General features: G+C 70.9%; 15 protein-coding genes. 6 read left to right on the top strand and 9 right to left on the bottom strand.

Annotation, left to right across the window (positions count from 1 at the left end; genetic code table 11):
- Nucleotides 1–278 precede the first annotated feature (278 nt).
- Both ACFRMN_RS20170 and ACFRMN_RS20175 read left to right on the top strand, forming a co-directional pair.
- Complete coding sequence (locus tag ACFRMN_RS20170; protein WP_383021309.1) at nt 279–800, top strand: universal stress protein; 522 nt, start codon at nt 279–281, stop codon at nt 798–800.
- Between the two features lie 288 nt (nt 801–1,088).
- Nucleotides 1,089–1,667, top strand: a complete 579-nt coding sequence (locus tag ACFRMN_RS20175) for an acetate uptake transporter (RefSeq protein WP_383021312.1) — start codon at nt 1,089–1,091, stop codon at nt 1,665–1,667.
- A gap of 127 nt (nt 1,668–1,794) precedes the next feature.
- Here ACFRMN_RS20175 and glmS read toward each other — a convergent pair whose 3' ends face one another.
- From glmS to ACFRMN_RS20190, 3 genes are all read right to left on the bottom strand, one after another.
- Nucleotides 1,795–3,624, bottom strand: coding sequence for a glutamine--fructose-6-phosphate transaminase (isomerizing) (gene glmS / locus ACFRMN_RS20180; protein WP_249949546.1), 1,830 nt, complete (start codon nt 3,622–3,624; stop codon nt 1,795–1,797).
- Nucleotides 3,625–3,678: 54 nt separating this feature from the next.
- Nucleotides 3,679–3,954, bottom strand: a complete 276-nt coding sequence (locus ACFRMN_RS20185) for a hypothetical protein (protein WP_383021316.1) — start codon at nt 3,952–3,954, stop codon at nt 3,679–3,681.
- 187 nt (nt 3,955–4,141) lie between these two features.
- Nucleotides 4,142–5,068 (bottom strand): DUF4429 domain-containing protein, encoded by a 927-nt coding sequence (locus tag ACFRMN_RS20190; RefSeq protein WP_383021318.1) that lies wholly within the window; start codon nt 5,066–5,068, stop codon nt 4,142–4,144.
- A gap of 125 nt (nt 5,069–5,193) precedes the next feature.
- Between ACFRMN_RS20190 and ACFRMN_RS20195 the strand changes: the two genes are divergently transcribed.
- Nucleotides 5,194–6,861, top strand: coding sequence for a beta-N-acetylhexosaminidase (locus tag ACFRMN_RS20195; protein WP_383021320.1), 1,668 nt, complete (start codon nt 5,194–5,196; stop codon nt 6,859–6,861).
- A 60-nt stretch (nt 6,862–6,921) separates the two neighbouring features.
- Here ACFRMN_RS20195 and ACFRMN_RS20200 read toward each other — a convergent pair whose 3' ends face one another.
- Genes ACFRMN_RS20200 through ACFRMN_RS20215 form a run of 4 tightly spaced genes read right to left on the bottom strand, consistent with a single transcriptional unit; the run spans nt 6,922 to nt 12,661 of the window.
- Nucleotides 6,922–8,097: an acyl-CoA dehydrogenase family protein gene (locus ACFRMN_RS20200; RefSeq protein WP_383021323.1), complete on the bottom strand. Its 1,176-nt coding sequence runs from the start codon at nt 8,095–8,097 to the stop codon at nt 6,922–6,924.
- A gap of 6 nt (nt 8,098–8,103) precedes the next feature.
- Nucleotides 8,104–9,051: a hydroxymethylglutaryl-CoA lyase gene (locus ACFRMN_RS20205; RefSeq protein ID WP_383021325.1), complete on the bottom strand. Its 948-nt coding sequence runs from the start codon at nt 9,049–9,051 to the stop codon at nt 8,104–8,106.
- A complete protein-coding gene (locus tag ACFRMN_RS20210; RefSeq protein ID WP_383021327.1) occupies nt 9,048–11,021 on the bottom strand; it encodes a biotin carboxylase N-terminal domain-containing protein in 1,974 nt (657 codons plus the stop codon). Before ACFRMN_RS20210 ends, ACFRMN_RS20205 begins: the two co-directional genes overlap by 4 nt.
- 8 nt (nt 11,022–11,029) lie before the next feature.
- Nucleotides 11,030–12,661: a carboxyl transferase domain-containing protein gene (locus ACFRMN_RS20215; RefSeq protein ID WP_383021329.1), complete on the bottom strand. Its 1,632-nt coding sequence runs from the start codon at nt 12,659–12,661 to the stop codon at nt 11,030–11,032.
- Between the two features lie 114 nt (nt 12,662–12,775).
- Here ACFRMN_RS20215 and ACFRMN_RS20220 point away from each other — a divergent pair, with 114 nt between their 5' ends.
- A complete protein-coding gene (locus ACFRMN_RS20220) occupies nt 12,776–13,453 on the top strand; it encodes a TetR/AcrR family transcriptional regulator (protein ID WP_383021332.1) in 678 nt (225 codons plus the stop codon).
- Between the two features lie 190 nt (nt 13,454–13,643).
- Nucleotides 13,644–14,423 carry a phosphatase gene (locus ACFRMN_RS20225; RefSeq protein ID WP_383021334.1) on the top strand — a complete coding sequence of 260 codons (780 nt, stop codon included), beginning with the start codon at nt 13,644–13,646 and terminating at the stop codon, nt 14,421–14,423.
- 37 nt (nt 14,424–14,460) lie between these two features.
- Here the strand turns inward: ACFRMN_RS20225 and ACFRMN_RS20230 are convergent, their stop codons facing one another.
- On the bottom strand, nt 14,461–15,618 hold the full coding sequence (locus tag ACFRMN_RS20230) for an acyl-CoA dehydrogenase family protein (RefSeq protein ID WP_383021337.1): 1,158 nt from the start codon (nt 15,616–15,618) through the stop codon (nt 14,461–14,463).
- Nucleotides 15,619–15,952: 334 nt separating this feature from the next.
- On the opposite strand from ACFRMN_RS20230, the gene ACFRMN_RS20235 reads away from it, so the two are divergent.
- Entirely contained in the window at nt 15,953–16,537 is a 585-nt protein-coding gene (locus tag ACFRMN_RS20235; protein WP_383021339.1) for a response regulator, read from the top strand.
- Here the strand turns inward: ACFRMN_RS20235 and ACFRMN_RS20240 are convergent.
- Entirely contained in the window at nt 16,478–17,719 is a 1,242-nt protein-coding gene (locus ACFRMN_RS20240; RefSeq protein WP_383021342.1) for a sensor histidine kinase, read from the bottom strand. The genes ACFRMN_RS20235 and ACFRMN_RS20240 overlap by 60 nt on opposite strands.
- Nucleotides 17,720–17,879: the final 160 nt, after the last annotated feature.

Below are 17,879 nucleotides of genomic sequence, written 5' to 3' on the forward strand. Positions count from 1 at the left end.
GGGCCGGGGACATGGCCGGTGGCCAACGAGGAGCGGAGTCGTCCGGTCACTCCGGGTCCGCGCGGGGACGGCTGTAGTGACCATCCGGCATTGCCATCCGGAGCGCCCTCGTGCATGCTCCCTGGAACGCCGCGTGTGGGGCGCCGCGCTCTGGGCAGGAGAGGAGTGCCGCCGTACCCTTTGGGGTATGGGCTTGGGAAGATGATTCCCGGACACAGCTCCCCCTGTCACGCCACCTGTTGATCCTTCTCAAGAGGACTTTCTTCGCCGAGACACTCATGGCCGGTCACGAAATGCCAGAACCCGTAGACCGCGAGCAGGTAGCCGACCCGCTGTCGGACCTGCAAGCGGCGGAACAGACGCGCGCTTCCTGCGATCCCGCCTTCCGGCACGGAGTCGTTGTCGGCTTCGACGGCTCGACGTCGAGTGAGCGGGCCCTCGCCTATGCCATCGGCATGGCCAGACGGCTGGGCTCGGGTCTGATCATCGTCCATGTCGCCAACCGGCTGCCCACCACGGTCTGGGCGGGCTGCGAGCCCCCTGTCTTCGTGGACGTGCCCGATCACCGCACGGAAGTGCTCGGCCTCGAACTGGCCTGCGCGGACTATCTCGCCGAGGTGCCGTGGATCCTGGTCGAGCGCGGCGGCGACATCTGCCATGAACTCGAAGAGGTCGGCCAGGAGTACTCCGCCGACGCGATCGTCGTCGGATCCACGCACGGCATCGTCGGGCGGATCTTCGGCTCGGTGGCGGGGCGGCTGGCGCGGCGCGCGCAGCGGCCCGTAGTGGTGATTCCGTAACCCTCGCGCCACGCCTCTCCGCGTGTCGCCCGCCACGGTCCCCGCGTGCCGTCATTTCCACGCGTGTTGTCATCCGCACGCGTGCCGCCGTCTCCGTGCGCGAATCCTCTGTGCCCGCAACTCTCCCTGTGCATCAGGCGCGTTGGCGTCAACCTCACGCTGACGCCATGTCAACTCCCTTGTCCGCAGTGTGAATCTACTCACAGGTAGAGGTGGATTGCGTGCTTGTGAAGGGTACATATCGGCCGCTGGGACACAGCACCACGCACATCGTGAAGGGAGCCCGCCGTGGACAACGCCGTCTCTGCGGGAAGCGCAACTTCGACCTGGGTCCTGGGCCATCTCGCCCTGGGCCTCACCCTGCTCGCCTTCGGAATCGGCCACACCGGCGTCGTGGACGGAGTGACGGCGGTCGCCGCCGTCTCGCTCGCGCTCTATGTCGGCGGCATCGCCCTCTTCCTCGCCGGACTGCTCGAATTCCGGGCGGGTGACTCATTCACCGGTACGGCCTTCGCGGGCCTTGGCGCTTTCTGGTTCACCTGGGGGACCGGAGTCGGCCATCAGGTCTCCGCGGACGCCGCGGGCCTCTTCCTCGTCCTCTGGGCACTCCTGGCCTTCAGCCTGGCCGTCGGTGGCGCGGGCGCGGGGCCGCTGGTGCAGAGCGCGTACGGACTGTTCTGCGTCGGGCTGCTGCTGCTCGCCGTGGGCCAGTTCGCCGACAGTACGGGCCTCACCAAGATCGGTGGCTGGTTCGCCGTCGTGGCGGGCCTCGCCTCCTGGTACGCGGCGACGGCCGCGCTCGCCAAGTGGCCGACCGCCCTGCCGCGCCGTCGGGCTGCCGGCCGGGGAGTGACGGCCACCGGCTGAGGCAGCCGCGGGCCGGTGCCCAGGGCAAGCACCGGCCCCTTCGGGGAGCGCCCCCAGCGCGATGGGTGGCACGCGCTGGGGGCGCTCTCGCCGTACGCGCCCCCCCTCACGAGCGGGGGGCGAGCCGCTACTCGACCGTCACGGACTTCGCGAGGTTACGGGGCTTGTCGATGTCCCGGCCCAGCGCCAGCGCCGTGTGGTAGGCGAGCAGTTGGAGCGGGATGCCCAGCAGGATCGGGTCCAGCTCCGTCTCGTTCTTCGGTACGACGATGGTGTGGTCGGCCTTCTCCTGCGGCTGGTGCGCCACCGCCAGGATCGGGCCGCTGCGGGCCTTGATCTCCTCCAGCGCCGCCCGGTTCTTCTCCAGCAGATCGTCGTCCGGGACGATCGCGACCGTCGGGAGCGCCGGTTCGATCAGGGCGAGCGGGCCGTGCTTCAGTTCCGAGGCCGGATACGCCTCGGCGTGGATGTACGAGATCTCCTTCAGCTTCAGCGAGGCCTCCAGCGCCACCGGATAGCCCCGTACCCTGCCGATGAACATCATGGAACTGACCTGCGCGTATTGCGCCGCCAGCTTGGCGATGTCGTCCTCCGTCGCCAGGATCTCGGCGATCTGGGCGGGCAGCCTGCGCAGCCCGTCGATGATCCGCTTGCCGTCCGCGACCGACAGATCACGGATCCGGCCCAGATGCAGCGCGAGCAGCGCGAACGAGACCACGGTGTTGGTGAAGCACTTGGTGGAGACGACACAGACCTCCGGGCCCGCGTGCACGTACACCCCGCCGTCGGTCTCCCGGGCGATCGCCGAGCCGACGACATTCACCACGCCCAGGACGCGCGCGCCCTTGCGCTTCAGCTCCTGCACCGCCGCCAGCACGTCGTACGTCTCGCCCGACTGGGACACCGCGACATAGAGGGTGTCGGGGTCCACGACCGGATTGCGGTAGCGGAACTCGGAGGCGGGCTCGGCGTCCGCCGGGATCCGGGCCAGCTCCTCGATCAGCTGCGCGCCGATGAGCCCGGCGTGGTACGAGGTGCCACAGCCGAGGATCTTGATCCGGCGCACCCCGCGCGCCTCCCGGGCGTCGAGGTTGAGACCGCCCAGATGCACAGTGGAGAACCGGTCGTCGATCCGGCCGCGCAGCACCCGGTCCACGGAGTCGACCTGCTCCGAGATCTCCTTGTGCATATAGGTGTCGTGGCCACCCATGTCGTACGACTCGGCCTCCCACTCCACGGTGGTCGGCGTCGCCGAGGTGCGCGAGCCCTCGGTGGTGTACGTACGGAAGTCGTCGGCCTTGAGGGTGGCCATCTCGCCATCGTCCAGCGTCACGACCTGGCGGGTGTGGGAGACCAGCGCGGCCACGTCGGAGGCGACGAACATCTCCTTCTCGCCGATGCCCAGGACGACCGGTGAGCCGTTGCGGGCGACGACGATACGGTCCGCGAAATCGGCGTGCAGGACGGCGATGCCGTAGGTGCCCTCGATCAGCTGAAGAGCCTGGCGGACCTTCTCCTCCAGGGTCGAGGCCTGGGAGCGGGCGATGAGATGGGTCACCACCTCGGTGTCGGTCTCGGACCGGAACACCACACCGTCGGCCTCCAGCTTGACGCGCAGCTCCGAGGCGTTGTCGATGATGCCGTTGTGGACGAGGGCGACCTTGCCCTCCGGGTCCATGTGCGGGTGGGCGTTCTCGTCGCTCGGGGCACCATGGGTGGCCCAGCGGGTGTGCGCGATCCCGGTGGTGCCGGCGAAGCGCTTGGGTACGCGGGCCTCCAGCTCGCGCACCCGGCCCTTGGCCTTGACCATCTTCAGCGCGGCCGGCTTGCCCGCCGCCGGCTTGCCGGTGATGACCAGGCCGGCCGAGTCGTACCCCCGGTACTCCAGCCGCTGCAAGCCCTCCAGCAGTAGCGGTGCCACATCACGCTTTCCGATGTATCCGACGATTCCGCACATACAGTCTCTGTCCCTCCTGGGTCACGCTGTCCTGGATCACGGTGCTCCGGACGGTCAGCCGTAGACGATGCGGCGCAGCTGCCGCAGCGAGAGCGCCGGGGGCGCCACCGCGCGGTGCGGCAGCTCGGCCGCGATCCGCTCGAAGATCTCCGCGTTCGTGGACCCACCGGACTGCATCTCCCGGTGGCGGCGGCGGACGAACTCCTCGGTCGTCTCGTCGAAGTACGCCAGCACGTCGAGCACCACCCGGGCGGCCTCACCGCGCTGGAGCGCGGTGCTGCGGACCAGATGGTCGATGAGGTCGTCGTACGACGTGCGGCGTTCGAGCACGTGTTGATATTGAACGCGGCGAAGAGGGTTTGCAAGAATCCTGCCCGGAATCGGGCAGGAATCTCCGAAAACAGGGGCCGAAAGAGGGAAGGCGGGAATATGGAGTGGAGGTCCGGGGCGTGGAGGGCCGAGGAGGGACGTAGCGGGCCCGAGGAGGGACGTCGGCCGAACGTGAAGGCCCGGGGGATCAGAGCCGCTTGAGAATGGCCTTCTTCGCCGTGCTGAACTCCTCGGCGGTGAGAATCCCCGCCTGGTGCAGCTCGCCCAGCTCCCGCAGCCGGCGCAGCAGGGCGTCATGGTCGTCGCCACTCGCCGCCGCCGGGCTCGTGGGGTCCGCCGTGTCCGTGGTGGTCACCGCGGCCTTGGCGAGGCTCGGCGCCGTAGCCGGGGCGGCGGTGAGCTCAGGGGCCGTGGCGCGCGGATGGGGCAGCCGGGCCACCACCGCCGCGCCGGCCAGCGCCATCAGCGGGTCCTTCCTGAACCCGTACAGTTCCACCGCCTGCGGGTCGTACTTCGGCGGGGTGGACACCGGCGTCCTGCTGGTGAGGAAGCGCAGATAGCCGTTCTCCAGACCGGCGCTGGGCAGCCACTCCACAGCCACCACCTCGCTGAGCACGAGAGTGCGGGGGCCGCCGGAGGATTTGGACTCCTCCGTCTTCCAGTTCCACTCCAGCCGGATCCGCTCCCCGTCGAAGGTGACGCTCGCGTCGCCCGCGCTCACGGTGATCGGCAGAGCCGGTCCCGGCAGCAGATAGCGGTCGACGGGACCGGGCTCCACCTGGTCGAGCAGCAGGGCGTTCCTTACCTCGTCCACGAAGTACTCGGCGACCCCCACGCGGTCCTTGTCGACGGTCAGCAGATAGGGGTCGGAGCTGTCGCCCAGCCGGCCGCCGGTGATCTGGAGCAGCGGGTCCGCGCCCTCCCGCAGGCGCAGCCGCAGCCGCCCCGACTTGCGCCCGGCCTCGAAGGAGATCCCCGCCAACGCGCCCAGCGGCAGGGTGACTTCACCGAGAGCCCTGCGGAGCGGGCTCACGCCCTTGTCCGTGCCGGGCACGATACGGACCGTGTCCCCGTCGAAGGTCCATGTGCCGTCCTTCTGGATGATTTCCGCCATGCGGGGATTCTTCCATCAGGTGGTCGGAAATTGGTCTACACCTTGACCATCGGTGGGACGTGCGGGTCCCATGGTGGTCGGCACCGCAGGTGAGTACCCCGTCGCCCCGTCGAAGGGACAATCTTGTGAGACAGCACAGCTCGTTACCCCGTCTGTTCGGTTCGCTGCTGCTCGTCGTGGCGGCCGGTATCGCCGGCGTCGGAGCCGCTCCGGGTGGCGCGCCGGGTGGCGCTCCGGGCCCCGCCCATGAGCCCACCGCGCGCCCGCTCGACCAGGTCGTGCCCGCTCCCGCCCAGGTCAGGGCGGGCGGGTCGGCGTACACCCTCACGGCGCGCAGCCGGATCCAGGTGGAGGGCCGGTCGCAGGAGGACGCCCGCGAGGCCCGCCGGATCGCCTCGTATCTGGCCGGGCTGCTGCGGCCCTCGACCGGTTACGCGCTGCCCGTCACCGAGCGCCGCGGCGAGGCCGGTATCCGGCTGCGGCTCGTCGGCTCCGACGACCGCGCCGCGGGCCGGGACCGGGAGCTGGGCGCGGAGGGCTACCGCCTGGAGTCCGGCCGCGGCGGGGTCACCATCACCGCCCAGGAGCCCGCCGGGCTCTTCCACGGCGTCCAGACCCTGCGCCAGCTGCTGCCCGCCTCCGTGGAGAAGCGGACCACTCAGCGCGGCCCCTGGACGGTCGCGGGCGGCACCGTCACCGACACCCCGCGCTACGCCTACCGCGGCGCGATGCTCGATGTCTCACGGCACTTCCTGACGGTCGATCAGGTCAAGCTCTATATCGACCAGTTGGCGCTCTACAAGATCAACAAACTGCATCTGCATCTCTCCGACGACCAGGGCTGGCGGATCGCCATCGACTCCTGGCCGCGGCTGGCCACGTACGGCGGCTCCACCCAGGTCGGCGGCGGACCCGGCGGCTACTACACCAAGGCCCAGTACCGGCAGCTGGTGAGCTACGCGGCCTCCCGTCACCTGGAGGTGATCCCGGAGATCGACATGCCGGGCCACACCAACGCCGCCCTCGCCTCGTACGCCGAGCTGAACTGCGACGGCGTCGCGCCCCCGCTCTACACCGGTACGGCGGTCGGCTTCAGCTCGCTGTGCGCGCCCAAGGAGGTGACATACGACTTCGTGGACGACGTGATCCGCGAACTGGCCGCCCTCACACCCGGGAAGTATCTCCACATCGGCGGCGACGAGGCCCACTCCACCAGCCACGCCGACTATGTGACCTTCATGGAGCGGACCCAGGCCGTCGTCCGGAAGTACGGGAAGACCGTCGTCGGCTGGCACCAGCTGACCGGCGCCACCCCGGTGGAGGGGGCTGTCGCCCAGTACTGGGGGTACGACGCCACGAGCGCCGCCGAGCGCGCGCAGGTCGCGGCGGCGGCCAAGAAGGGCACCCGGCTGATCCTCTCCCCGGCGGACCGGGTGTACCTCGACATGAAGTACGACAGGACCACCGTGCTGGGCCAGTCCTGGGCCGGCTATACGGAGGTGGACCGCTCGTACGACTGGAACCCGGCCACCTATCTCGCCGCCGCGGGCGTGCCCGAGGACGCGGTGCTCGGTGTCGAGGCACCACTCTGGACCGAAACCCTCGCGACGAGCGACCAGCTGGAGTCCATGGCCTTCCCGCGCCTGCCCGGTATCGCCGAGCTGGGCTGGTCGCCCGCCGCCACGCACGACTGGGACACGTACAAGACCCGGCTGGCGGCGCAGGGGCCGCGCATGGCGGCGCTCGGGATCGACTACTACCGCTCGCCGCTGGTGAACTGGCCGGCCGGCTGACAGAGCCCGCGAGGCGCGGGCGCCGGGGGTCTCCGCCACACCCCCGGCGCCCGGTGGGTCTCAGCCCGTCGGACTCAGATCCGCCAGCCCCAGCTCCCGCGCGATCAGCATCCGCTGCACCTCGCTCGTCCCCTCACCGATCTCCAGGATCTTCGAATCCCGCCACATCCTGGCGACCGGATACTCGTTCATGAAGCCGTATCCGCCGTGGATCTGGGTGGCCTCACGGGCGTTGTCGACGGCGACCGTCGAGGAGTAGAGCTTCGCCAGCGCCGCCTCCTTCTTGAACGGCTCGCCGTGCGTCAGCCGGGAGGCCGCGTCCCGCCAGCCGATCCGCGCCATGTGCGCGCGCATCTCCATGTCGGCGATCTTGAACTGGATGGCCTGGTTGGCGCCGATCGGCCGGCCGAACGCGTGCCGCTCGCGTGCGTACGCCACCGACTCGTCCACACACCCCTGGGCGAGCCCGGTCGCCAGCGCGGAGATCGCGATCCTGCCCTCGTCGAGGATGCGCAGGAACTGCGCGTACCCGCGGCCCTCCTCGCCGAGCAGATTGGCCAGTGGGACGCGGACGTCCGCGAAGGACAGCTCGCGGGTGTCCGACGCGTTCCAGCCGACCTTCGAGTACGGGGCGGCGACCGTGAAGCCGGGGGTGCCCGAGGGCACGATGATCGAGGAGATCTCCGGACGGCCGTCCTCCTTGCGGCCGGTGACTGCGGTGACCGTGACCAGGCCCGTGATGTCCGTACCGGAGTTGGTGATGAAGCACTTGGCGCCATTGATCACCCATGAGTCGCCGTCGCGCACGGCGGTGGTGCGGGTGCCGCCCGCGTCCGAACCGCAGTCCGGTTCCGTCAGACCGAACGCTCCCAGCAGCTCGCCCGAGCAGAGCCGGGGCAGCCACTCGCGCTTCTGCTCCTCCGTACCGAACAGGTGGATGGGCATCGCGCCGAGCGAGACCCCGGCCTCCAGGGTGATCGCCACCGAGGAGTCGACGCGGGCCAGCTCCTCCAGGGCGATACCGAGCGCGAGATAGTCGCCGCCCATGCCGCCGTACTCCTCCGGGAACGGCAGCCCGAACAGCCCCATCCGGCCCATCTCACGGACGATCTCGTAGGGGAACTCATGCCGCTCGTAGAAGTCGCCGATCTTGGGCGCGACAACCTCGTGGGCGAACTCCTCGACGGTGCGGCGCAGTTCTTCGTGCTCGGCGGAGAGCCGGTGGTCCAGGGACATCGATGGTCACTCCTTGTGGGAGAGGGCGCGTACGGTACGGGAAGGGCTGGGGCGGCCCAGCCGTTCGGCCAGCCAGCCGCTGGTGGCGACGAGCCGGCCGAGATCGACGCCGGTTTCGATACCGAGGCCGTCGAGCATCCACACGAGGTCTTCGGTGGCGAGATTGCCGGTCGCGCTCTTCGCGTACGGGCAGCCGCCGAGGCCGCCCGCGGAGGCGTCCACGGTGGTCACTCCGTGCTGGAGCGCGGCGAGGGTGTTGGTGAGCGCCTGGCCGTATGTGTCGTGGAAGTGCACCGCGATCGCGTCGGTCGGCACCCCCTCCTCGTTCAGCTCGGCCAGGAGCGTCTGCACATGGCCGGGGGTGGCGACTCCGATGGTGTCCCCGAGGCTCAGCTCGTCGCACCCCATGTCCCTGAGGGCCCTGGCGACCCTGACGACCTGGTGGACCGGGACGGGCCCCTCCCAGGGGTCGCCGAAGCACATCGAGAGATAGCCGCGGACCCACATCCGGTCCTCCCGGGCCCTGGCGACGACCGGCTCGAACATGGCGAGCGACTCGTCGACCGTCCGGTTGAGATTGGCCTTGGCGAAGGATTCCGTGGCGCTGGCGAACACGGCGATACGGCGGGCGCCCAGCGCCATGGCGCGCTCCAGCCCGCGCCCGTTGGGCACGAGCACGGGAAGCTCGATGTCGGGGGCGCCGCCGAGGTCGGCGAGCATCGGGAACAGCCGCTCGGCGTCGGCCAGTTGGGGCACCCACTCGGGGCGGACGAAGCTGGTCGCCTCGATGGTGGTCAGCCCGGCACGGGCGAGGCGGTGGATGAACTCCGCCTTGACCTCGGTCGGTACGACGGCCTTCTCGTTCTGGAGCCCGTCGCGCGCGCCCACCTCATGGATACGGACCCGGGGCGGCAGGCCCTGCGCGGGCACCGCCATGGGCAGTCCTTCGGTCATGACTCCTCCTCGGCGGGGCCGGCCGGCGCGACGACGGCCAGCACCTGATCCATGGCGACGGTGGCGCCGGGGGTGACGTCCAGCTCGGTGACCGTGCCGTCGTGCGGGGCGGAGATGACGTGCTCCATCTTCATCGCCTCGACGACCAGCAGACTCTGACCGGCCGTCACCTCGTCCCCCACGGCCACCTTCACGACGGTGACCGTCCCGGGCATCGGCGCGGTCAGCGCGTCCACGCCGCCCGCCCCGGCGGCCCCGCGCAGGGCGGCCTCGACGGGGTCGAAGTCCTGGACGTGCCAGCTGTCCCCGTCCCTGCCGAGCCAGTCGCCCGCGCGGTGGAAGGTGTGGGTCACCCCGTCCACGGTGACCGTGACCAGACCGGGTTCCACCCGCGACCGGTCCGCGGGCGGCGCCTCGCGCGTCACGGGTTCATGTCCCGTCACTCGCAGGGGATGGCCGGCCGGGTGGGGTACGCCGCCCAGCCGCCAGCCGTCCGGTACGGAGAAGGGGTCCACCCATCCCGCCGTCGCGGGCGGCAGCAGCCCCGCCTGACGGACCGCCGCCGCGGCCGCGTACACCTCGGGCGGGACCGTCTCCGCCAGCAGCCCCGCCGCCTCGCGCTCGACCAGACCCGTGTCCAGCTCGCCCGCGACCACCGAGGGATGGGCCAGCAGCCGGCGGAGGAATCCGGCGTTCGTCGGGACCCCGAGCGTGACCGTCCCCGCCAGTGCCGCGCGGAGCTTACGCAGGGCCGTGGCGCGGTCGGGGCCGTACGCGATGACCTTGGAGAGCATCGGGTCGTACGCGCTGCCGACCTCCGCGCCCTCGGAGAGGCCCGAATCGGTCCGTACGCCCTCGCCCTCCGGCTCGCGCAGGGCGAGGACCGTACCGCCGGAGGGCAGGAAGCCGCGGGCGGGATCCTCGGCGCAGACGCGCGCCTCCACCGCGTGGCCGTCGAACGCGATGTCGTCCTGGCCGAAGGGCAGTTCCTCACCGGCGGCGATCCGCAGCTGCCACTCCACCAGATCCAGGCCGCGCCGCCCGCCGACCGACACCGCCAGCTCGGTCACCGGGTGCTCGACCTGGAGGCGGGTGTTCATCTCCATGAAGAAGTACGACGACGGGTCGCCGCCGGGGACGATGAACTCGACCGTGCCCGCGCCCGCGTATCCGCACGAGCGGGCCGCCCGCACCGCCGCCTCACCCATCGCCGCGCGTGTCGCCTCGTCCAGCAGGACGGACGGCGCCTCCTCGATGACCTTCTGATGGCGGCGCTGGAGCGAGCACTCGCGCTCGCCCAGATGCACCACATTCCCGTGCGTGTCCGCCAGGACCTGGATCTCGATATGGCGCGGGCGGTCCACCCACCGCTCCACCAGGAGCGTGTCGTCCCCGAAGGAGGAGCGCGCCTCGCGCCGGGCCGCCGCGATCTCCTCGGTGAGCGCCGCCTCGGACCGCACCAGCCGCATGCCCTTGCCGCCGCCGCCCGCCGAGGGCTTCAGCAGCACCGGCATGCCGATCCCGCGCGCCGACTCGGCCAGTTGGTCATCGCTCAGGCCGCCGCCCGAGGAGCCGGGCACCACCGGGACCCCGGCGGCCCGTACGGTCTCCTTGGCGCGGATCTTGTCGCCCATCAGCGCGATGGCGGGGGCGGGCGGGCCGACGAAGACCAGCCCCGCGTCCGCGCAGGCGCGCGCGAAGCCGGCGTTCTCGGCGAGGAAGCCATAGCCGGGGTGGACCGCCCCCGCGCCGGTACGGGCCGCAGCCTCCAGCAGCCGGTCGACGCGGAGATAGCTCTCGGTCGCGGCGGCGGGCCCGATCCGTACGGCGGTGTCGGCCTCCCGTACATGCCGGGCGTCCGCGTCCGCGTCGCTGAACACCGCGACCGAGCGCACGCCCAGGGCCCGCAGGGTACGGATGACACGGACCGCGATCTCGCCGCGGTTGGCGATCAGAACGGTGTCGAACATTGCCACCCTCACATCCGGAAGACGCCGAAGCCCTGCGCCGCGCTGTCCCTCGGGGGCAGCGGGGCGTTGGCACACGCGGTCAGGGCCAGACCCACCACCTGGCGGGTCTCCAGCGGGTCGATCACGCCGTCGTCCCAGAGGCGCGCGGTCGCGTAGTAGGCGTTGCCCTGGGTCTCGTACTGCGCGCGGATCGGCTCCTTGAAGGACGCCTCGTCCTCGGCCGGCCACTCCTCGCCGCGCGCCTCGATCTGGTCGCGCTTGACGGTGGCCAGCACGGAGGCGGCCTGCTCGCCCCCCATCACCGAGATCTTGGCGTTGGGCCACATCCACAGGAAGCGGGGGGAGTAGGCCCGGCCGCACATCGAGTAGTTGCCCGCGCCGTACGAACCGCCGACCACGACCGTCAGTTTCGGCACCCGCGCGCAGGCGACGGCCGTCACCATCTTCGCGCCGTGCTTGGCGATCCCGCCCGCCTCGTAGTCCCGGCCGACCATGAAGCCCGAGATGTTCTGGAGGAAGAGCAGCGGGATGCCGCGCTGGTCGCACAGCTCGATGAAATGCGCGCCCTTCTGGGCCGACTCGGAGAACAGAATGCCGTTGTTGGCGACGACGCCGACCGGATGGCCATGGATCCGCGCGAAGCCGGTGACCAGCGTCGTCCCGAACTCCGACTTGAACTCCGCGAACCGGGAGCCGTCGACCAGCCGCGCGATCACCTCGCGGACGTCGTAGGGCGTACGGGAATCCACCGGCACCGCGCCGTACAGCCCGGCGGGGTCCGCCTTGGGCTCCTCCACCGGCTCGACGGACCAGGGGAGCGGGCCGCGCGCGGGGAGCGTGGAGACGATCGTGCGGACGATGCGCAGCGCGTGCGCGTCGTCCTCGGCGAGATGGTCGGTGACGCCCGAGACCCGGGAGTGGACCTCGCCGCCGCCCAGCTCCTCGGCCGTGACGACCTCGCCGGTCGCCGCCTTCACCAGCGGCGGGCCGCCCAGGAAGATCGTGCCCTGACCGCGGACGATCACGGCCTCGTCGCTCATCGCGGGGACGTACGCCCCGCCCGCCGTGCAGGAGCCGAGCACCGCGGCGATCTGCGGGATACCGGCGCCGGACATCCGGGCCTGGTTGTAGAAGATCCGGCCGAAGTGGTCGCGATCGGGGAAGACCTCGTCCTGCATCGGCAGGAAGGCGCCGCCGGAGTCCACCAGATACAGGCAGGGGAGGCGGTTCTCCAGCGCCACTTCCTGGGCGCGGAGGTGTTTCTTCACCGTCATCGGGTAATACGTGCCGCCCTTGACCGTCGCGTCATTGGCGACGATCACCACCTCGCGCCCGCTGACCCGGCCGATCCCGGCGATCACCCCGGCGGCCGGGGCGGCTCCGCCGTACATCCCCTCGGCCGCGAGCGGCGCCAGCTCCAGGAAGGGCGAGCCGGGGTCGAGGAGGGTGTCCACCCGGTCGCGCGGGAGCAGCTTCCCGCGCGCGGTGTGCCGGGCGCGGGCCTTCTCGCCGCCGCCGAGGCGCGCGGCGAGAAGCCGGGAGCGCAGGCCGTCGGCCAGCTCCTGATGGGCCGCCTCGTTGGCCTGCCACGCCTCGGACGCCGGATCGGCGGCGCTCGCCAGCACTGGTGCCTGCCGCATCGCTCGTAGCCCCTTCGCTGGGTTCACTGGTCGCCGGGTTCGGTGAGTTAGTGAGCGTTAACGTGCTGCCTTCAGGTTAACGACCGCTAACGGCCCTGTCTAGAATGATTTCTCATGAGCACCAGGACCGCGGCCCCGACCCGCCGCGAGCAGATCCTCAGCGAGGCCGCGCGCCTCTTCGCCGAGCGGGGGTTCCACGGCGTCGGTGTCGACGAGATAGGGGCGGCCGTCGGCATCAGCGGGCCGGGTCTGTACCGCCATTTCGCGGGCAAGGACGCGATGCTCGCCGAGCTGCTTGTCGGCATCAGCGGACGGCTGCTGGACGGCGGGAAACTGCGCGTACGGGGCGCGGGCGCGGCCGGCGACCCGGCCGCCGTACTGGCCTCGCTGATCGACGGGCACATCGACTTCGCGCTCGACGACCGCCCCCTGATCACCCTCCACGACCGGGAGCTGGACCGGCTCAGGGACAGCGACCGCAAGCTGGTGCGCCAGCTCCAGCGGCAGTACGTGGAGCTGTGGGTCACGGTCGTACGGGAGCTGCACCCGACCGTCCCGGAATCCCAGGCGCGGGGCGCGGTCCACGCGGTTTTCGGCCTGCTGAACTCGACGCCGCACCTCGGTTCACCGGGCGGCGGCCTTCCGGGCCGCGCGGCGACGGAATCCCTGCTGCGCCGCCTGGCGCACGGCGCGTTCGCGGCGCTGGGCGAGACGGGTGAGCCGGGTGGGACGGGTGAGCCGGGTGGGACGGGTGAGCCGGGTGGGACGGGGGACGCCGCCGGTCTCGGGTGAGGCGGCGGTACGGGGTGAGGCGAGCGGTACGCAACGGGCTGAGGGGGACGCCGCCGGTCTCGGGTGAGGCCGGGGCGTACCACCACAACGGGGTGCGTACCGATGTCCGGGCTGGTCGAAGACCGGCCGAAGACCGTCCGGGAACCGGGACACCCGGCGCGGCGCGCGGGCCGGACGGCACAATGGGTTCATGCCGATACCGAGCCGTGCCGCCCTTGTCGACCATCTCGTCCGAACGCGTATCGCCGGGAACGTCGCCACGCCCCGTGACAACAACCTCTCCCACTACCGCAAGCTGGCCAACGGAGACCGCCACTACTGGCTCGGCCTGGAGCTGGGGGACCGCTGGACCGACGAGCAGGACGTGCTCGCCGTGATGGCCGAGCGGTGCGGGGTCAGCGACGACCCCGAGCACCGGGCCGGCCAGGACACCATCGATCCCGAGCTGACCGTGGACGGCCTGGAGCGGCTCGCCGCCCGGCTGCGCAAGGCCGCCGCCGGCAAGCAGCGCGTACTGTTCGCGACCGGCCACCCCGGCGGGCTGCTGGACGTGCACCGGCAGACGGCGGACGCCCTGCGGGCCGCGGGCTGCGAGATCGTCCGGATCCCGGGCGGGCTCACCGCCGACGAGGGCATGGTCTTCCAGTTCGCCGATGTCGCGATGCTGGAGCGCGCCGCGACCCTCTGGCACACGCACTCGCCGGAGCCGATGCGGGCGATCCTGGACGGTCTGGAGCGCGAGGGCGAACCACAGCCCGATCTGGTGGTCGCGGACCACGGCTGGGCGGGGTGCGCGGGCCAGCGCGGACTGGACTCGGTCGGATACGCGGACTGCAACGACCCGGCGCTCTTCATCGCCGAGGCGGAAGGCACGCTGGAGGTGACCGTCCCGCTGGACGACCATGTCACGGACCCGCGCTTCTACGACCCGATGACCGCCTACCTGCTGAACGAGGCGGGCCTGCTCTGACCTATGGTCGCGCCGGCCCGCCCCTTGACGAGGCTTGTTACAGCCCCATCGACTTGGCGATGATCATCTTCATGACCTCGCTGGTGCCGCCGTAGATCCGGTTGACGCGGTTGTCCGCGTACAGCCGGGCGATCGGGTACTCGTTCATATAGCCGTAGCCGCCGTGCAGTTGGAGGCACTTGTCGATGACGCGGTGCGCGACCTCGGTGGTGAAGAGCTTCGCGGACGCGGCCTCGGCGGCGGACAGCTCGCCCAGGTCATGGGCCTCCAGCGCGCGGTCGACGACCGCCTCCGCCGCGTCCACCTCGGCCTTGCACGCGGCCAGTTCGAACTTCGTGTTCTGGAACGACGCGACGCTCTTGCCGAAGACCGTCCGCTCCTGGACGTACGCCTGCGCGAACCTGACCGCGGCGGCGGCCTGCGCGTACGCGCCGACGGCGATGCCCAGCCGCTCCTGCGGCAGATTCTGGCCGAGGTAGGTGAAGCCCTTGTTCTCCTCGCCGAGCAGATCCCCGACCGGGACCTTGACATCGGTGAAGGACAGCTCGGCGGTGTCGGAGATCCGCAGGCCCAGCTTGTCGAGCTTGCGGCCGACCGCGTACCCCTCGGACTTGGTGTCCACGACCAGCAGCGAGATGCCGTGGCGGCGGTCCTCGGCGGTCGGGGCGGCGGTACGGGCGCAGACGATGACCCGGTCCGCGTGCACCCCGCCGGTGATGAAGGTCTTCGCGCCGTTCAGGACGTAGTGCGTGCCGTCCTCGGAGAGCTTGGCGGTGGTCTTCATACCTGCCAGGTCGGAGCCGGTACCCGGCTCGGTCATGGCGATGGCGTACATCGTCCGGCCGCTGACGAAGTCCGGCAGCCAGCGCTTCTTCTGCTCGTCGGTGGCGTACGCCTTCAAGTAGGGCAGACAGAGCGCGACATGGACCCCGGAGCCGCCGAAGGAGACACCCGCGCGTGCGCATTCCTCGGAGATGACCGCCTGGAACTTGAACGACTCCTCGCCCGCGCCGCCGTACTCCTCGGGGACCTCGATCCCGAAGATGCCCAGCTCGCCGAGTTGGTGGTAGAAGTCGCGGGGCGCCTGCCCCGCCGCGTACCACTCGTCGTGGACGGGGACGACCTCGGCCTCGATGAAGGCGCGGATGGTCTCCCGGAACGCCTCGTGGTCCTCGTTGTACACGGTGCGGCGCACGAGGTGCCTCCCCTCTTCGCGGCTGAACCGCCGCCGCTCTCGCGGAGGTGGTTGCTCGCCAGCGGGGTCCCTCAATCTATGGGGTGCCGCCCCGATGGCTAAGCGCTTGCTCACTCAAGTTACCCGGAGGTTCGTTCCGGTGTCCAGGCCCGGAGAAGGCCGGCGCACCCGCCGGTCAGGGCCTACGGCAGCCGGCGCCCGGCGGGGCGGCGGCGCGGTACGGCCCGGTTGTCCGCGCCCCCGCCCGTGTACGGCGGCGGCGCGGACATGGAGAGGCCATGTCCGGAGGCTGAGGAGGGGCGGGTAGCTTGCCGGGGTGATCAAGGTGCTCGTCGTGGAAGACATGCAGGTGGTCAGGGCGGGCCTGGTGGCGCTGCTCGGCAGCGCGTTCGGTATCGAGGTCGTGGGGCAGGCGGCCGACGCGCGGGAAGCCCTGGAGGTCTTCGGACGCACCTCGCCCGATGTCGCGCTGCTTGATATCGACCTCCCCGGCATGGACGGACTGGCGTTGGCGCGTGAGCTGGCGGTGCGGGTGGCGGCCTGCCGCACGATCATGCTCACGGCCATGGACCGGCCCGGTTACGTCCGGCGTGCCCTCGACGCCGGGGCGGCGGGCTATCTGCTCAAGAGTGTGTCTCCGAAGGGGCTCGCGGACGCCGTGCGTACGGTCAGTGCCGGCGGCCGGGTGATCGAACCCCGGGAGCTCGCGGACTCGTTGGGGTCGGTCACTCCACTGACGGCGCGCGAGGCCGAGGCGCTGAGACTCGCCGCGGGCGGGGCGGACGCGCGGGAGATCGCCGCCGAGCTGTTCCTCGGCCTGGGCACCGTCCGCAACCGGCTGTCCGCGGCGGTGGGGAAGCTACACGCCCGCTCCCTTGTGGACGCGATCCGTATCGCCGAGCGTCATGGATGGATCTAGCGGATCTGGCGGAGCTGGCGGATCTGGCGGAGCTGGCGGATCAAGTGGGAGCTCCGCGGTCAGGACGCAGTGTCCGCCGCTGATGTGCGTGGTGAGCGTGCCGCCCAGGGCCAGTGTTCGGAATCTCAGGTTTGCCAGGCCACTGCCCGATCCACTGACCGATCCGGTCCCGCCCGCTGATCCGGTCCCGCCCTCCGTCGGCGGCACGCCGTCGTTGTCGACGGACAGCCGAAGGCGTCCCGCGGCGGTCGTCGTCACCTCGATGTCGCAGCGGGACGCCCGGCTGTGCTGCAGGACGTTGCCGATGCCTTCGCGCAGTACGGCACCGAGGCAGTCGCTCACGAGGCCGGGCGGGTCCACCCGCGGCGGGAGTGTGGTGCGGGTGCTGATCCCGGCCTGGGACAACAGGCGCTGGGCGTGAGCCAGTTCCGTGTGCAGCTGGGCGGAGGCGCGGTTTCCGGTGATGCCGCGCACTTCGCCGTGGGCCCGCCGTGCCAGCGTCGCGATCTCGCTCAGCACCTGGTGACCAGGGGTGGAGGCCGGCGTGTGGCGCAGGGCGTTCTCGCTCTGTACGGCGATGGAGACGAGCGATGAGCCGACCAGGTCGTGCAGGTCCTGCGCGATACGGGCCCGCTCGCGGTGCTCGGCGAGCCGGGCGGCCTGGCTGTGTGAGGCCTGAAGGCGCGCGGCGAGCAGGGCGAGATGGACGACGGCGTACACGCCGCTGCCCGTGATCACCGTGGACACCAGCACGCTCATGCCGCCGCGCGACGTGCTCACCAGGCTGCTGTGCACCAGCAGAGGACCGCTCGCCGCCACCGCCAGCGCGATGACGATCGACACGGGCCGGGGCACGGTGAGCAGTACGGCACCGGCCAGGAAACCCAGCAGGCTCAGCCACTTGAACTCGAAGACGAGGACCGGCGGATAGGTGAGAAGCACCTGTAGGCCGAGCAGACCCCAGCGCCACCGGTACGGGAGACGGTAGGGCGGCGGAGCGTACTGGCCGAGCAGGACGGCGGGCAGCAGGATCAGCAGGATGAGGCCGGTGATCAGCGTTCCCCTGCTCAGGGGTTGCGCCAGCACGTCCACGGCGATCAGCGCGAGTGACCCGGTCACCAGCAGGGCGAGGGAGACGGAGGCCACTCCGGTCGCCTGAGTCATCCGCGTTCGACGCCGCACGGCACTTCCCTTCCGACACACCTCACCGCTCATGGACGACCGCGTGAAGGGCGGAAAGGTTGTGCGCGGGATTGGTGAAGATCTCACTTCTTTGGCGATCACGGAGGTGATCAGATCGGGCGCTCGTATGTAACGGGCGCTCGTATTTCCTGACGTGCTA

Origin of the sequence: Streptomyces sp. NPDC056835 (assembly GCF_042789485.1) — a bacterium.
GTDB lineage: Bacteria > Actinomycetota > Actinomycetes > Streptomycetales > Streptomycetaceae > Streptomyces.

What these genes read in the sequence shown, in the direction of transcription:
- glmS (WP_249949546.1), bottom strand. Translation starts at nt 3,624, where the DNA reads ATGTGCGGAATCGTCGGATACATCGGAAAGCGTGATGTGGCACCGCTA.
- ACFRMN_RS20170 (WP_383021309.1), top strand. Translation starts at nt 279, where the DNA reads ATGGCCGGTCACGAAATGCCAGAACCCGTAGACCGCGAGCAGGTAGCC.
- ACFRMN_RS20200 (WP_383021323.1), bottom strand. Translation starts at nt 8,097, where the DNA reads ATGTCCCTGGACCACCGGCTCTCCGCCGAGCACGAAGAACTGCGCCGC.
- ACFRMN_RS20225 (WP_383021334.1), top strand. Translation starts at nt 13,644, where the DNA reads ATGCCGATACCGAGCCGTGCCGCCCTTGTCGACCATCTCGTCCGAACG.
- ACFRMN_RS20220 (WP_383021332.1), top strand. Translation starts at nt 12,776, where the DNA reads ATGAGCACCAGGACCGCGGCCCCGACCCGCCGCGAGCAGATCCTCAGC.
- ACFRMN_RS20205 (WP_383021325.1), bottom strand. Translation starts at nt 9,051, where the DNA reads ATGACCGAAGGACTGCCCATGGCGGTGCCCGCGCAGGGCCTGCCGCCC.
- ACFRMN_RS20210 (WP_383021327.1), bottom strand. Translation starts at nt 11,021, where the DNA reads ATGTTCGACACCGTTCTGATCGCCAACCGCGGCGAGATCGCGGTCCGT.
- ACFRMN_RS20215 (WP_383021329.1), bottom strand. Translation starts at nt 12,661, where the DNA reads ATGCGGCAGGCACCAGTGCTGGCGAGCGCCGCCGATCCGGCGTCCGAG.
- ACFRMN_RS20190 (WP_383021318.1), bottom strand. Translation starts at nt 5,068, where the DNA reads ATGGCGGAAATCATCCAGAAGGACGGCACATGGACCTTCGACGGGGAC.